The following is a 14170-nucleotide window of genomic DNA, read 5'->3' on the forward strand; positions in this document are numbered from 1 at the left end:
GTTTCCTCCCGGGCGGGAAATCCGCTGGTCACGGTCTTGCCGGACGCACCGGGAGTCCGTACAAACCGGGAGTCCGGACGCACCGAGAGTCCGGCCGAGCCCCGGGTCCGGACACGCCTCACGTGACGTGCCAGCCGGGTTCTAGGCGGTCGAGGAGAGCACGGTAGGCCGCGTCGGCCCGGTCCCGGTCGCCCTCGGCAAGGGAAGCGGCAAGCAGGCCGAAGGTCGCGCCGACCAGGAGGGTCGCTTCCGTTCGGGCTCGGACCTCGGTCATGCCGAGGCCGCGGAAGGCGGAGGTGAGCAGGTCGGTCCACTCGGCCAGCGTGTCGCGCATGACAGGCCCGTACCGATCGGGGTGGAGCAGGCTGGCGGTCATGATCTCGAGATAGAGGGGGAGCGCGGGGCGCAGGTCGGAGGCGCTGAACTGCTGCCAGATCCCCTCCATGAACCTGCGGAGTCCCGCCGGGTCGCCGGGGGACTCCGCAGGTTCGAGCATGCCCCGGGCCCGCAGGAGCGGTCGCCTCTCGTCCAGGGCCAGTGCCTCGGCGACCATGGCTTCCTTGGTCCCGAAGTAGTACAGGAGCATGCGGTCGCTGGTGCCCAGCGCTCGGGCGAGAGGGCGCAGGGACAGGTCGGCCAGGCCGTTGTGAATCAGGTACGCGCGGATCCGGTCGATCAGGTCGCGTCGTTTGGCCTGGTCGGACGGCCGTGGCATGAAGGCTCCCCAGAGTGGCTGCGGTATGGCTACGGTGTGGTGGCGTGACACCGAACACATCCCATATATCCGAATCTGTACCCTCGAAAAGGATATTTACCGTAGCGAGTGCTACATGTATATTTGTTATCGTGACGGGCGTTACGTGAACGTGTGACCTGGCGTATGTTCGGACCGGTCGTCGACGGGTCCGCGCCGCTCCGGCAGTCTGGTCGCCAGCAGTGCAGAAGGGACTGATTCTCATGGCCCCGGGGGCCATCGACTTCCCGGCGATATCTCGCCGGAGGCGCTTTGCCCGGTTCTACCGTCGGCCTGAGGGGTCGGGGCGGGGGGACGCCGCGAAACGAGCTCAGCAGGAGGACGGGTCCGCCGAGGCCGCATCCACCTCGTGGCTCGCCCGGAACCGGGCACTCTGGTCGCGTGCGCTGGAACCGATTCGGCCGTTCGACGCGCCTCGCGCCTGTGTCACCCCCTGGGACGCCTCCTGGCCCCTGTCACGGGAGCTGACGTCGGCCCGCCGGGCCCGCCGCCTCGTGACGGCGCAACTGGACGAGTGGAGCCTGGAAGACCTGGCCGACACGGCCGAGCTCCTGGTCAGCGAACTGGTCACCAACGCTCTGTGTCATACGCGCGGCCCGCTGCGGCTCAACCTGTGCGTGCGGGGGGACCGCCTGCTGTGCGAGGTCGAGGACACGGAGCCGTCCCGCCCCGTGCGTCGCGAGGCCGACGCCGACGCGGAGGGCGGACGCGGTACGGAACTGCTCGGCCTGCTCGCCGAAAGCTGGGGCAGCACGTGTACGCCCACCGGCAAGACCATGTGGTTCGAAATGCCGACACAGACTCCGTCGTAGCACCCGCTGTACCCCTCCTGCTGTGACCGCTCCGGCTCCGCCCTTCCCTTCCTTCCCCTCCCCTCCTCACCTGCTGTGACCGCTCCAGCCCCGTCGATGAGGGGCCGGCGGCGACCGCCCGTCGCCGACGTTCCCGCCGTCGCGGAAACAAGGCGCTGAGAGTGGCCGCCGCGGCCGCCCCGAAAGGCAGCCACCTCCAGGGCGCGCCCCCGAGCGAGCGGTGACGGACCCGTTCGTACGCAGCGAAGCCGAGTGCGCCTCCCAGAAGGAAAGCCCGCCGCGCAGCGCGAACCGTCATCTGGGGCGCTCTGCCGTTGAAGTCGCGACGAGGAGCACCCCCCCGTACGACGTCGAGGCACGCCGAAGTCGACGACCACCTCGGCGGCCCCGCTCCGGTGTCCCCGCGACGACCGGTCGGAGTGCTCAGGTACGGACGGCCACACCGTCGGCGAGGAAGTCGAGCAGTGCGGCATTGAACCGTGCGGGCTGTTCTGCGCCGGGGAGGTGGCCGGCGCCGTCGATGACGGTCAGGACCGCGTGCGGCACGAGGTCGTGGATGGCCTCGGCTTCGGCGACCGGTGTGTACACGTCGTCGGCGCCGACGACGATCAGTACGGGGGACCGTACGGCGCCGAGGGTGTCCCGGTAGTCGGGACGTTCGGCCCGGCCGCGCAGGGCCGCAGCGGCACCGCGGGGATCGGTGGCACGCATCATGCCCAGGACGTGCGCGGCGACGTCCGGCATGGCGGTGACGTTGTACTCGGCGAGCATCTTGCCGATGACCTCGTCCGCGTAGCCGCCCATGCCCTCCGTCAGGAGGCGGTCGGCCAGCCGGTTGCGGAAGGCCTTGCCCTCGTCCGTCTCGGCCGGCGCGGAGGTGTCCGAGAGGACGAGGGCGCGCACACGGTGGGCGTGGCCGCGCTGCAGTTCCATCGCGATCTGCCCGCCCATCGAGACGCCGCCCACCACCGCCTCCTCGATGCCCAGGTGATCCAGGAGCGCGACGAGGTCGTCGGCGAAGTCGGCGAGATACACGGTGCCCGCCTCCACCCCGCTGTCGCCGTAGCCGCGCAGGTCCGGGGTGATGACACGGTGTCCGGCCGCGACGAGCGCCTCGACCTGCGGAGCCCACAGGGTCCGGTTGAAGGGATGTCCGTGGACCAACAGGACGGGCAGGCCGGCCGAGGAGCCGGTGTCGTCGTAGTGGAACGTCGTACCGCGCAAGGCTATGGAAGTCATGCCTGGCACACTAGCCTCAAGATCATCCGAAGGGCCGGAGTGTGCTCTGGAGTGCTTCACGCTGCGCGTCACTGCGGGGATCCAGTACGTCTGCCCGTCTGCCCGCCCGGCCTGGCGCCGCGCCGAAACCGCCCGTCACATGTGGCGATGGCCCGGCAGGAGCGCGAGGTCGAACGCACCGGCCGGGCCATCGGATCAGAAGCGGCGGGACTACTCCGCCTCGTAGCGGGGTCCGTAGGAGTCACCGGCTCCCGCGTCGCTGTAATGCGCGGCGCGCTCATCGGCGGCCGGCCGCTGGGGTGCCGACGACGACCAGCCGTCGGCCTGTCGGCCACCGGGTGCCATAGGCGCCGGAGAGCTCTCGATGCCGGACACGCGCACCGGCATACGGTTTCCGCGCGCCACTACCTTGGAGCGTCGCTCGGCCGACTTGTTCCACTCGCCGTCTCCGAGGATCAGGACCGGGTCGAACATGACGATGGCCGCGGCGAGGATGAGGAAGATGATCGGGCCCAGGAGCATGGGCAGCAGGAGCGAGGTGCCCTCCTGGCCGCCGACCGCCTCTTGCATACCGTTGTGGAGATGGACGCTCACGGCCGCCATGCCCGTGTAGTGCATGCCGGTGACAGCCAGGCCCATGACGAGGCTGGCGCCGAGGGTGCGAAGGAGGCCCTGCACGGAGACGGCGGCCCACAGTGCGGCGGTCGCCGCGACGAGGGCGATGACCACGGACAGGGTCACGGTGAACGCGTTGTAGCGGAGGTCTCCGTTGAGCTGCATCGCGAACATGCCGAGGTAGTGCATCATCGCGACACCGAGTCCGGTGATGCTGCCGCCCACGGTGAGGGCGGCCCGCGTGGCACCGCGGTGCCCGACGATGAGCACGCCCGCGGAGACCATCACGATCGCTACGACCAGACTGAGCACGGTCATGGGGACGTCGTAGGTTATAGGCGTCTCCGCCACGGAAAAGCCGGTCATGGCGATGAAGTGCATCGTCCAGATCCCACAGCCGAGAGCGCTGGCTCCCAGTGCGAGCCAGCCCAGCCTCCAGCCGGGCTCGTGGTGCACCGTCCGCACCACACAGCGCAGCCCCAACGCCGAGCCCACACAGGCCATGACGTAGGCGGCCACCGGTGTGACCAGCCCGTAGCTGAAGCCGTCGATCGTGCCGTTCATCCGCTCCCTAACGCTTTTCTGCTGACATAGCAAGGACATTGAGCCCTTTTCCTGGTAGCGATAGCAAATTCTCAAGCGGATGTTGATTGAAACTTGCAGGATTGTTATCGGTGTCGTGCGGGCGTCCGCCCCTGCCGGTCGGGACGGGAGCCGGGCTCTCTCACGTCCCAGGGGCCCGACCGGGAATTTCGACCGGCCCTTCGGGCCTTGTGCAGTTCAGCGCCATGCGGCTGCGACGGCGGGGGAGAACGGACCGCCGGGAGCGTGTGCGGTGGCGCCTGTGCGAGTCCGACGAAGACGAGGAAGAAGGGTGCGTGCGATGAGCCGGAACGAGGAGAAGGCGCTGCTGGCCGGCGGCTGCTTCTGGGGCGTGCAGGACCTGATCAGGACGTTCCCGGGCGTGCTGGACACGCGGGTGGGGTACAGCGGTGGCGACGTGGCCGATGCGACGTATCGCAACCATGGCACGCATGCCGAGGCGATCGAGATCACGTTCGATCCCACGAAGACCGACTACCGGACGATCCTGGAGTACTTCTTCCAGATCCATGACCCGTCGACGAAGAACCGGCAGGGCAACGACATCGGTCTCAGCTACCGGTCCGCCATCTTCTACGTCGACGACGAGCAGAAGCGTGTCGCCGAGGAGACCATCGCGGATGTGGACGCCTCCGGGCTGTGGCCGGGGAAGGTCGTGACCGAGGTGGCGCCGGCCGGTCCGTTCTGGGAGGCGGAGCCGGAACACCAGGACTACCTGCAGCGCTACCCCGACGGGTACACCTGCCACTTCGTACGTCCGAACTGGCGGCTGCCGAGGCGCGCGGAATCCTGAGCCGGGCCTGACCCCCTGCGGCCCGTGCCGCCGACAGAGCCTGATGTCGCGTCTGCGCCCGTCGAGGGCCGGTGCCATGCGCCCGAGTCGGTGGCGGGCGGGTTTCCCGGGCCCGGTGCCGGTGCCGGTGCCGGTTGCGGGCGAGCGTCGCGCGCGTCTGCGCCGGTCGCGGGCGGGTGCCTCGGGCCGGTGCGCGGCGGGGCATCCGCGAGCGGTCCCTGCGCCCGTCCGGGCACCCCGGTGAGTCGGCTGCGGGCGCGGGTCCTTCGTCCTCACGCCGCCGATGTCGGCCGGGCCGTTCCCCTCAGTGGTGGCGGCCCGGCCGTCCTCGACTGTTCCCGGCTGTCCCGCCGTTCGCCGTCACCGGGCGGTGGGGCGTGCGGTCATGACCGTGGCGGCCACCGCCGTGGCCGCCAGGATCACCGCGGTCGCCCCCAGCGCGTGCTGGGCCGCGCCGCGTGCGTTGCCCGCCGCCCCCAGATAGATGCCGCCGATGACCGCGACACCGAGTGTGCCGCCGAGTTGCTGTACGGCGTTGAGCAGACCCGCGGCCGAGCCGGTCTCCTGCGGGCCGACCCCGCCGAGCGCCGTACTGAAGAACGGCGGGGTGAACAGGCCGGTGCCCAGCCCGGCGACGGCGAGCGCGACCGGCAATCCGGCCGGATAACTGCCGGGGTCCGCACCGCGGTACGCGAGGACGGCGGCTGCCAGGCCGATCGCGAGGACGGCGATGCCGGTGTGCATGACGCGCGTCCCGTATCGCGTGACCAGACGCGCGCCGGCCGCCCAGGAGCCGATCGCAAGTCCGGCGGACCACGGCAGCAGGGTGAGTCCGGCGGTGAGCGGGCCGTCGTGGAGGCCGAGTTCGAGGTGCAGGACGACGGTGATCATGACGCCGTTCATCACGGCGAAGAAGAGGGTCGACGTGGCCAGCGCGGCGGGAAACGCCCGGCCGCGCAGCAGGGCCGGCTCGATCAGCGGGGCATGCCCGCGACGGCCGGCGCGGCGCTGGTGGACGACGAACACGCCCAGAACCACGGCTCCCGCGGCGGCGACGGCCCACCTCGCGGGGCCGGGGCTGCCCGAGGCCAGGGGGCATACGACCAGAGCGGTGCCGAGCATGGCGAGGACGGTGCCGGCCGGGTCGAGGCGGGGCCGTGTCGGCGCGCGGTCCTCGGTCAGGTACCGGGACGCGGCCAGGACCGCGGCGGCCGGCGGGAGATTGACGAGGAAGACCGCGCGCCACGAGGAGCCGAACATGTCGGCATGGGTCAGGACGCCACCGAGAACCGGGCCGATGACCGCGGACAGGCCCATGACCGGACCGATCATGCCGAGAGCCCGGGTGAGCTCGTCGCCCTTGTACATGGCGCGGATCAGCCCGAATGTCTGCGGGATGATCGCGGCGGCCGCAGCGCCCTGCACGGTGCGCAGCGCGATCAGTGTCATGCTGCCCGGCGCGAGTGCGCAGGCCAGGGAGGTGGCGGCGAACACGATGACGCCGATGCGGAAGACCCGCCCGCGGCCGGCGATGTCGCCGAGCCGGGCGCCGGTCAGCAGGCCGAGGGCGAACGCGAGGGTGTAGGCGGCGCTGAACCACGGGATCGTGCCCCGTGCCCCGCCGAGGTCGGTGTGGATGACGGGGCCGGCGACCTGGACGATCGTGGCGTCGAGGAGGTTCATCGCCTCGGCGGTCAGTACCGCGGCGAGTGCGAGCCCGCGGTGGCCGGAGGACGGCGGGGCAACGGTAGTGGGCCGACCGGGGCCGGTGGTGGAACGCGTGGCGCGGGACATGGGTCTCCCCCCGGGACTGCACGGGCGTGTCGGTGGCGGCCGGGCCGTGGACAAGACAGCCGCCGTACGGCGGACGGTCGGTGACCACCGTGCCGCCCGACCCACACGTACTTCCATTTCTTCAGCCACCTTCAGTGATTACTTCCATCGCGGTCGGCTAATTTGGTGAGTGTGCTCGTACTGGATGAGCTGGACCGCGGTTTGATCCACGCCTTGCATGTGGACGCACGGGCGCCCTTCACGCTCGTCGCCGACGTCCTCGGCTCCTCGACGCAGACAGTGGTCCGCCGCTACCGCCGGCTGTACGCGCAGGCCGGGCTGCGCGTGGTCGCCCTGCCCACGCCCCGCAGCTCCGGCACGCACCAGTGGTTCGTACGGCTGACCGCCGCGACGCGCAGCGCGCACGACATCGCGCTGGCGCTCGCCCGACGTCCCGACACCTCCTGGGTACGACTGACCTCCGGAGGCACGGAGATCGTCGCGATCATCCACACCGCGCCCGCGGGTCCGGACGCGCACGCGTTGCTGCTGCGCGACATCCCCCGCACCGCCGGGATCACCGCCGTGTCCGCGCACTACCTGCTGCACACCTACCTGGGCGGGCCGACAGCGTGGCGCGGCCGGGTCGACGCCCTGAACGCGGACCAGGAGGCGCGACTGCGCTCCGGGACCGGCACGGCGGAGACGTCGAACACCGCGGACGCCTCCGGCCCCGCGGCCTTCGACGACACCGCCCACCTCCTCACGGACGCGGACCGGCTGCTGCTGTCCGCACTGCGCGAGGACGCGCGCCTCAGCTATGCGGAACTGGCCACCGCCACCGGCACCACCGCGTCCACCGCCGCCCGCCGACTGGCCCAACTGCGGGAACGCGGCGCGCTGTTCTTCGACATCGACATCGATCCGGCGCTTCTGGGCGTGACGGTGTCCGCGCTGCTGTGGATGCAGGTGGCCCCCGCACACCTGGATACGGTGGCGACGGCGCTGGCCCTACACGACGAACTCGCGGTGGTCGCGGCGACGACCGGCCCGACGAACCTCGTCGCCCACGCGCTGTGCCGCGACGCCGAGGCCCTGCACCACTACCTGACGCGGCGGGTGGCCTGGGACGCGGTCACGCGGATCGAGACGGCGCCGGTACTGCGCACCTACAAGGCGGCGGCGACGCTGCGCTCGGGCTGACGCCGTCCGCCGAAACGATGGGCGGGCCGAAGCACGCAGGCGCAGGCGCAGGTCCGGATCTGGATCTCGGTCTGGATCTCGGTCTCGGTCTCGGTCTCGGTCTCGGTCTCGGTCTGGATCTAGAACGAGGAGGGGGGCGGGGTGAGGGTGTGGATCAGCGCGGTCAGGCCCTGCGTGTAGATGCCGTGGAACAGGGTGATGGCGTCGTCGTCGCTGATGCCGTCGGGCGTGAAAGTGCCGGACCATTCCACGCGGGCCGTGTCCTGGCGGGACGTCTCGTGCACGCTGAGCGTGGAGCGGTAGCCGGTGACGGGGAACGGGGCCCGCAGGATCGAGTAGCTGTATGTTCGGGCCTCGTTGTCGAAGGCTTCGAGCCGCTCGACGATCACGTCGCCCTCCTCGTTCACGAGGCGGCGCAGACGTCCGCCGTCGCTGAGTTCGCTGGTGGGAATGTAGGGGAGCCAGTCGGGCAGCGAGTCGAAGCCGCCGATGAGCTGCCAGACGCGGTCGGGTGACGCGGCGATGTCGATGGACGCGGTGGTCGTGGCCACGGGATTCTCCTGGAGTGTGCGGGGTGACGAGGGGCGGGCGGCGGGGACGGGGGTCAGGCGGCGGGGACGGGGGCGTCCGGCGCTATCAGCCGCTCGTCGCGCAGGTCGGTCCAGAACGCGGCCGGGATCCGCTCGCCGAGAGCGGTGACGTCCTCGGCGATGCGACTGGGCCTGGTGGCACCGGGGATCGCGGCGGCCGTCGCCGGATGGGCGAGGGAGAACTGCAGCGCGGCGGACTTGATACCGACCCCGTGCCGCTCGGCGACCGCCTTGATCCGCTCCACCCTGTCGACGATGTGCGCGGGAGCCTTCTGGTACTCGAAGTGGGTACCTCCGGCGAGGATGCCCGAGCTGTACGGGCCGCCGACCACGATGTCGACGTCCTGGGCGGCGGCGGCCGGCAGCAACCGCTGCAGGGCCCGGTCGTGGTCGAGAAGTGTGTAGCGGCCCGCGAGGAGGAACGCGTCGGGCTTCGGCTCGTCCAGGTCCAGGGTGAGCTCCAGGGGCTCCACGCGGTTGACGCCAAGGCCCCAGGCCTTGATCACGCCTTCCTCGCGCAGCTTCTGCAGCACTCGGAAGGCACCGGTGCGCGCGCTCTCGTACGAGGCCAGCCACTCGTCCCCGTAGAAGTCCTGCGCGACATCGTGCACCCACACGATGTCGAGGCGATCCGTCCGCAGGCGCTCGAGGCTGTCCTCGATGGAACGCAGGGTGGCATCGGCGGTGTAGTCGTTGACCATCCTGTTCGGGCGGCCGTGTTCGAAGAGGCCGCCCTTCTCGCCGAGGTCCCGGGCGCTCGGGTCCTCGATCTCGTCGAGGACGACGCGGCCGACCTTCGTGCTGAGCACGAACTCCTCGCGCGGGTGTTGTGCCAGTACGTCGCCGAGCCGGATCTCGGAGAGGCCGGCGCCGTAGAAGGGCGCGGTGTCGAAGTAGCGGATGCCCTGGTCCCAGGCGGCCTCGACGGTGGCAGCCGCCTCCTCGTCGGGGATGGCGCGGAACATGTTGCCGAGCGGTGCGGTGCCGAAGCCGAGCGCGCCGGGCAGGAGGGACTTGATGCTCATGGAAGATCCTCGGGATGGTGGTTCGGACGGATACATCACTGAATGTGCGATCCGTCGGGCTTGCCTGTTCGAGGCTAGGATCCCTACATGAGACTGTCCAAGACTTGCTTGGACATGGTTGAGTCCTCCGAGGTCCTAAATGCTTGACCTGCGACAACTTCGCTATTTCGTCGCCGTCGCCGAGGCCGAACACGTCGGCCGTGCCGCCGAGCGCCTGCACATCTCCCAGTCACCCCTGAGCCGGCAGATCGCCCAGCTCGAGAAGAACCTGGGGCTCACCCTCTTCGAACGCAGTCAGCAGCGCATCCGGCTGACTTCCGACGGCAGGGTATTCCTGACCGAGGCGCGGGCCCTGCTGCGCCACGCCGACCGGCTGGAGAACCTCGGCCGCCGACTCGGCCGCGGGGAGGAGGGCGGCCTGTGCATCGGATACGTGGCCGATGCCATGCACACGGGCGTCCTCCCCTCGGCCCTGCGCACCCTGCGTGATCAGCGCCCAGGAATCCACGTAGCGCTGTACGACCAGGAGTCGGCCGAGCAGTTCGAGGGGCTGCGCCAGCGCAGCCTCGACATCGCGTTGGTGCGCACGCCGCCGCCCGAGGACGACCCGGACCTGAAGGCGGCGTCGTTGCTGCGGGACCCCCTGCTGCTCGCGCTGCCCGAGAAGCATCCCCTCGCCCTGACGGAGGAGTTGACGCCCGACGTCCTTGCAGGGCAGCCGTGGATCGCGGTGGGCGACGCCCGGGATCCGGCGTGGCGTGACACGTTCGTCGCGTCGTGCGTCGCCTCCGGCTTCACGCCGGACATCCGTCTCGACGCGGCCGACCCTCTCACCGCGCTGGGTCTGGTCGCGTCCGGTCTGGGCCTCGCGCTCATCCAGAAGAGCATGGTGCGCGGCACGTCCGAAGGCGTCGCGGTACGTGAACTGCCCTGGTACGAAGGGTCCGTTCAGCTGTGGGCCGCCTGGCACCGAGTCGATCTGCGGCCCGTGGTGGCCGCGTTCCGCGAAACGGTGCTCGCGGATCGGGTCGCGACGTGAGCGCAGGCGGCGGCCCGCGCACCGACACAGAAGGCTTGGCGAGCAGCCCCCGGCGACCTCAGAGGTAGTCGTTCTGCTTGAGCTCGATCACCCAAGCGCGTCGTTCGCAGATCTTCCCGTCACGCATGCGGAACACCTCGGCCATCGACATGCGCATCACCTCTCCCGTGTCACGCATCACCGTTCCGGTGAGCTCGGCCATGACCACGTCGTCCTCCTCGACCATGCGTACCACCTCCAACTGGGGAGGCGGGACGAAGCCGGGGCCCTCGATGGCGGCGTCGTACGCCTCTTTTCCGGTCAGATGGAAACCGCCGAAGACCGTCCACTCGATGTCATCGGTCAGGCAACTCAGGATCTGTGCGTGATCGTTCTTGCGGAAGCCGTCCAGATAGGTCTCGACGGTCTGCTTGTTCCGGGACATGGCTCCTGCTTTCCAGCGCAAGGAAGGCGCAAGGACGACTGCATCGCTCTCCGGAGGCCCTGAACCGGACCGTAGACCGTTGCGGTACCTCCATAGCGCTGCTGTGCGCGGGAGGCAAGCGGCGCTCACTCGAAGGTGTGGTCCGTACGGCAGATAGAGTGACGGTCCTCGAAAGGCGTAGTGTCATATGCCTGTTGCCCAGGGCAGGCGGGCAACTCGCAGGCGGGGGCCAGGGGAGAGGACGGCATCACGAGATGACGAGCACCGACTGGAGCGACCGAGGATTGTGCCGTACGGCCGATCCTGACGACCTGTTCGTCGAGGGCGCCGCGCAGAACCGGGCCAAGATACTGTGCAGCGGCTGCCCCGTACTCACCGAGTGCCTCGCCTATGCGCTGGACCATCGCATCGAGCACGGCGTATGGGGAGGCATGACCGAGCGCGAGCGCAGGGCCCTGCTGCGCCGCCGTCCGACGGTCACTTCCTGGCTGCACCTCCTGGAGACGGCGCGCGTGGAACACGAGCGCACACACGACGCCACCGCTGTCGCACACCGGGCGAGCTGACGCCCTCGCACCTCCGCAGGCACAAGGCTCCGGAGAACGCATCACCGGTGCGGCTCGCCTTGTCACCACGTTGGCCGGGCCTCGTCCGTTCTCCGGACGGACGCCGCCGTCACCGTGGTGGCCCGGGCGACGGTGACGGGCGACGACGGCTCATGCGGCGCGGGGAGTCCGAGCCGGTCGTGCAGGACGTGGGCCGTACTCGGACGTGGGCCGTACTCGATCGCGATGGCCGCATGAGTCGACGCTTCGACGTCGCCGTGAATGAAGTGGATGCGGAGGCCGACCCCGGCGCCCGGCGCGGGGTGCCACCCGATGGCCGTCGATGTCTCCCACGCCACGATCGCGGCAAGGGCGAGCAAGCCGTGGCCACCCTCACCGCGCAGCGAATTCTCCGCGATCTCCGCCGCGGCACCCCACCCCCGCATTGCCGACCTCGGCCGGGCGATCTTCGCCTTCCGCTTGGTCTGCGCAAAATGAGGTGGGAGACGGCTCAACGAGACAGGTCGCCGAAAAGGCCCTAATTCGCAAAAGCTGTCACGTGTGCGTTTTTACCGGCCACCGGCAGCGATGAAATCCAGCCAGTTGTGTGGTGCGACATTGTGCGCAGGGGCGTGAACTGTCACCGTCATGCGCGGAATGAACAGCCCGATCATGACTTTCGACGACCTCAACTCCGTTGCCAGGTAAGGCCGTTGGCCGGCAAATGCGCCGACACGGCAAAAATGCCAATTTCTCCGCCATTTACCGGCTCCAGGCCTGAGCAAGGCGGGTGCCGGGCGGGCGACTCCTTCCATGAACGACACATCGCAGCACTGTGCGGTTTCGGGTCGGTCGACCAGTCCGACGGATGTCCGCAGATCCATCGAAGGAGATGTTTCGCAGTCATGATAAACGGTTCATTTCATGTTCACGCAGACAAAGCGCGCATCCGGCAGGGGAGCATCATGAGCGCGAGACCGGGTTGGAGGGTCCGGGTCGGGGTCTTCGCCGCCACGACGGCGCTTCTCTCGGCGGGCACCCTGCTCGGTGCCAATCCGGCGTCGGCGGCGCCCGCGGCGATCAAACTGACCTCCTCGTCCTGCCCTGGCGTGATCCTGCGGGGCCAGGTGAGCGGCTGCGTCACGGAGCTGCAGAACCTGCTCAACGCGCACGGTGCCGGTCTGGTGGTGGACGGCAATTTCGGGGCGAACACGCTCTACGCGGTGCGCGAGTACCAGGCCTCCGTCGCGATCGCCGTGGACGGGGAGGTGGGCCCCCAGACCAAGAGCAAGCTGTACGCGACCGGGGGTTCGGCGCCAGCACCGGTCAATCTCACGTCCTCGTCGTGTCCGGCGAACATCGTCCAGGGCAACAAGGGCGGATGCGTCACCGAACTCCAGCGGTTGCTCCGCCACTTCGGTTACGCGATCGATGTGGACGGCGATTTCGGGCCGGCGACGGACAGCGCGGTCCGCAACTTCCAGTCCGCGCACGGCCTGTCGGTCGACGGCCAGGTCGGCACGAACACCAAGCGGGAGCTCTACGACACCGACGAGTCGCCGTCGACGGCTCTGGACCTGCGATCGGCGTCCTGCCCGTCGAACATAGTGGAGGGGCAGAGCGGCGGTTGTGTCGCGACGCTGCAGGCCCTGCTCAACGGCAAGGGTCAACATCTCGATGTGGACGGCCAGTTCGGGCCCCTGACGCTGACGGCCGTGAAGTCGTTCCAGTCCTCGGCGGGCATCTCGGTGGACGGCGAGGTCGGCCCGAACACCAAGACCGCCCTGTACTCGAACATCAGCACCGGTGGCGGCAGCGGCGCACCGGCGCCGATCAACCTGAACTCCAGCTCGTGCCCGAGCAACATCGTGAAGGGCCAGAAGAGCGGCTGCGTCACCGAGCTGCAGAGCCTGCTGAACCACCACGGGGCCGATCTCGCCGTCGACGGCGACTTCGGGTCGATGACCGACAGCGCTGTGCGGGACTTCCAGGCCGAGAAGGGCCTGTCGGTCGACGGCCAGGTGGGCCCGAACACCAAGGCCGCTCTGTACGGCGCGGTCACCCCGCCGTCCTCGCCCGCGCCCGGCGGCGGGTACAGCAAGATCCTCGATGTGGCCGCGGCCGAGGTCGGCACGGTCGAGGGCAGTGCTCGCGCCAACAGCTACGGTTCGGCCGTGGGCCTGTCGCTGTCCACCAGCAACTACGCCTGGTGCGCGACCTTCGTGAGCTGGGTGGCCAAGCAGACCGGGGCCTCCTCGTACCGCAACACCTACGTTTCGGGTTGGGTCAAGCAGGCTCGGGCCGGCAACTACCACCTGTCGGTGACGACCAACCCGCAGCCGGGCGACATCGTGGCCTTCGACTGGAACGGTGGCAACGACTACACCGGCGGGCATGAGCACATAGGCATCGTGAGAACGGTGAGCGGCGGTTCCAGCTTCACCACCGTCGAAGGCAACACCGGCAATCCCAACGGCGGTTCGGACGGCGTCTACGTCAAGACCCGCGGTAAGAACAGCGGATACGACGTGCTGTTCATCCGAGTCCGCTGACCGGTGCACCGTTGACCGGTGCACCGTTGACCGGTGCACCGTTGACCGGTGCACCGTTGACCGGTGCACCGTTGACCGGTGCACCGGCTGGCCCGTTGATCGGGTGTCTCGCCGAGAGCGTTCACCCAGGCGTTTCGTCTCGCGGCCGGAGACCGAGCCCGTGATGCCGGGTCCCCGCCGCGAGACGTGGCCGCGTCGGTGAG

At 69.5% G+C, this 14170-nt stretch carries 14 protein-coding genes; 6 read left to right on the forward strand and 8 right to left on the reverse strand.

Features of this window, described 5'->3' with window-relative positions; all coding sequences use genetic code 11:
- Window positions 1-118: 118 nt before the first annotated feature.
- Window positions 119-715 carry a TetR/AcrR family transcriptional regulator gene (locus N4G66_RS18180; RefSeq protein ID WP_261705182.1) on the reverse strand — a complete coding sequence of 199 codons (597 nt, stop codon included), beginning with the start codon at window positions 713-715 and terminating at the stop codon, window positions 119-121.
- Window positions 716-957: 242 nt separating this feature from the next.
- Between N4G66_RS18180 and N4G66_RS45920 the strand changes: the two genes are divergently transcribed.
- Window positions 958-1566, forward strand: a complete 609-nt coding sequence (locus N4G66_RS45920) for an ATP-binding protein (protein WP_391858833.1) — start codon at window positions 958-960, stop codon at window positions 1564-1566.
- A 423-nt stretch (window positions 1567-1989) separates the two neighbouring features.
- Here N4G66_RS45920 and N4G66_RS18190 read toward each other — a convergent pair whose 3' ends face one another.
- Window positions 1990-2805 (reverse strand): alpha/beta fold hydrolase, encoded by an 816-nt coding sequence (locus N4G66_RS18190; RefSeq protein WP_261705184.1) that lies wholly within the window; start codon window positions 2803-2805, stop codon window positions 1990-1992.
- 210 nt (window positions 2806-3015) lie between these two features.
- The gene (locus tag N4G66_RS18195) at window positions 3016-3984 is read right to left on the reverse strand and encodes an MHYT domain-containing protein (RefSeq protein WP_261705185.1); all 969 of its coding nucleotides are present in this window, start codon (window positions 3982-3984) and stop codon (window positions 3016-3018) included.
- A 319-nt stretch (window positions 3985-4303) separates the two neighbouring features.
- On the opposite strand from N4G66_RS18195, the gene msrA reads away from it, so the two are divergent.
- A complete protein-coding gene (gene msrA, locus N4G66_RS18200; RefSeq protein ID WP_261705186.1) occupies window positions 4304-4816 on the forward strand; it encodes a peptide-methionine (S)-S-oxide reductase MsrA in 513 nt (170 codons plus the stop codon).
- Window positions 4817-5176: 360 nt separating this feature from the next.
- On the opposite strand, the gene N4G66_RS18205 is transcribed toward msrA, so the two are convergent.
- Window positions 5177-6610 carry an MFS transporter gene (locus N4G66_RS18205; RefSeq protein WP_261705187.1) on the reverse strand — a complete coding sequence of 478 codons (1434 nt, stop codon included), beginning with the start codon at window positions 6608-6610 and terminating at the stop codon, window positions 5177-5179.
- Window positions 6611-6775: 165 nt separating this feature from the next.
- Between N4G66_RS18205 and N4G66_RS18210 the strand changes: the two genes are divergently transcribed.
- On the forward strand, window positions 6776-7792 hold the full coding sequence (locus N4G66_RS18210) for an Lrp/AsnC family transcriptional regulator (RefSeq protein WP_261705188.1): 1017 nt from the start codon (window positions 6776-6778) through the stop codon (window positions 7790-7792).
- 119 nt (window positions 7793-7911) lie between these two features.
- Here the strand turns inward: N4G66_RS18210 and N4G66_RS18215 are convergent, their stop codons facing one another.
- Both N4G66_RS18215 and N4G66_RS18220 read right to left on the reverse strand, forming a co-directional pair.
- The gene (locus N4G66_RS18215; protein WP_261705189.1) at window positions 7912-8343 is read right to left on the reverse strand and encodes an SRPBCC family protein; all 432 of its coding nucleotides are present in this window, start codon (window positions 8341-8343) and stop codon (window positions 7912-7914) included.
- A 53-nt stretch (window positions 8344-8396) separates the two neighbouring features.
- On the reverse strand, window positions 8397-9407 hold the full coding sequence (locus tag N4G66_RS18220; protein WP_261705190.1) for an aldo/keto reductase: 1011 nt from the start codon (window positions 9405-9407) through the stop codon (window positions 8397-8399).
- A 139-nt stretch (window positions 9408-9546) separates the two neighbouring features.
- Between N4G66_RS18220 and N4G66_RS18225 the strand changes: the two genes are divergently transcribed.
- Window positions 9547-10446, forward strand: coding sequence for a LysR substrate-binding domain-containing protein (locus tag N4G66_RS18225; RefSeq protein ID WP_261705191.1), 900 nt, complete (start codon window positions 9547-9549; stop codon window positions 10444-10446).
- Window positions 10447-10504: 58 nt separating this feature from the next.
- Here the strand turns inward: N4G66_RS18225 and N4G66_RS18230 are convergent, their stop codons facing one another.
- Window positions 10505-10870, reverse strand: a complete 366-nt coding sequence (locus N4G66_RS18230) for a nuclear transport factor 2 family protein (RefSeq protein WP_261705192.1) — start codon at window positions 10868-10870, stop codon at window positions 10505-10507.
- Window positions 10871-11124: 254 nt separating this feature from the next.
- Here N4G66_RS18230 and N4G66_RS18235 point away from each other — a divergent pair, with 254 nt between their 5' ends.
- Window positions 11125-11436: a WhiB family transcriptional regulator gene (locus N4G66_RS18235; protein WP_261705193.1), complete on the forward strand. Its 312-nt coding sequence runs from the start codon at window positions 11125-11127 to the stop codon at window positions 11434-11436.
- 62 nt (window positions 11437-11498) lie between these two features.
- Here the strand turns inward: N4G66_RS18235 and N4G66_RS18240 are convergent, their stop codons facing one another.
- On the reverse strand, window positions 11499-11861 hold the full coding sequence (locus N4G66_RS18240; protein WP_261705194.1) for a hypothetical protein: 363 nt from the start codon (window positions 11859-11861) through the stop codon (window positions 11499-11501).
- Window positions 11862-12380: 519 nt separating this feature from the next.
- On the opposite strand from N4G66_RS18240, the gene N4G66_RS18245 reads away from it, so the two are divergent.
- Entirely contained in the window at window positions 12381-13967 is a 1587-nt protein-coding gene (locus N4G66_RS18245; RefSeq protein WP_261705195.1) for a peptidoglycan-binding protein, read from the forward strand.
- Window positions 13968-14170: the final 203 nt, after the last annotated feature.

The sequence above is a fragment of the Streptomyces rhizosphaerihabitans genome, from assembly GCF_025399795.1.
In the GTDB taxonomy this organism is placed as follows: Bacteria; Actinomycetota; Actinomycetes; order Streptomycetales; family Streptomycetaceae; genus Streptomyces; species Streptomyces rhizosphaerihabitans.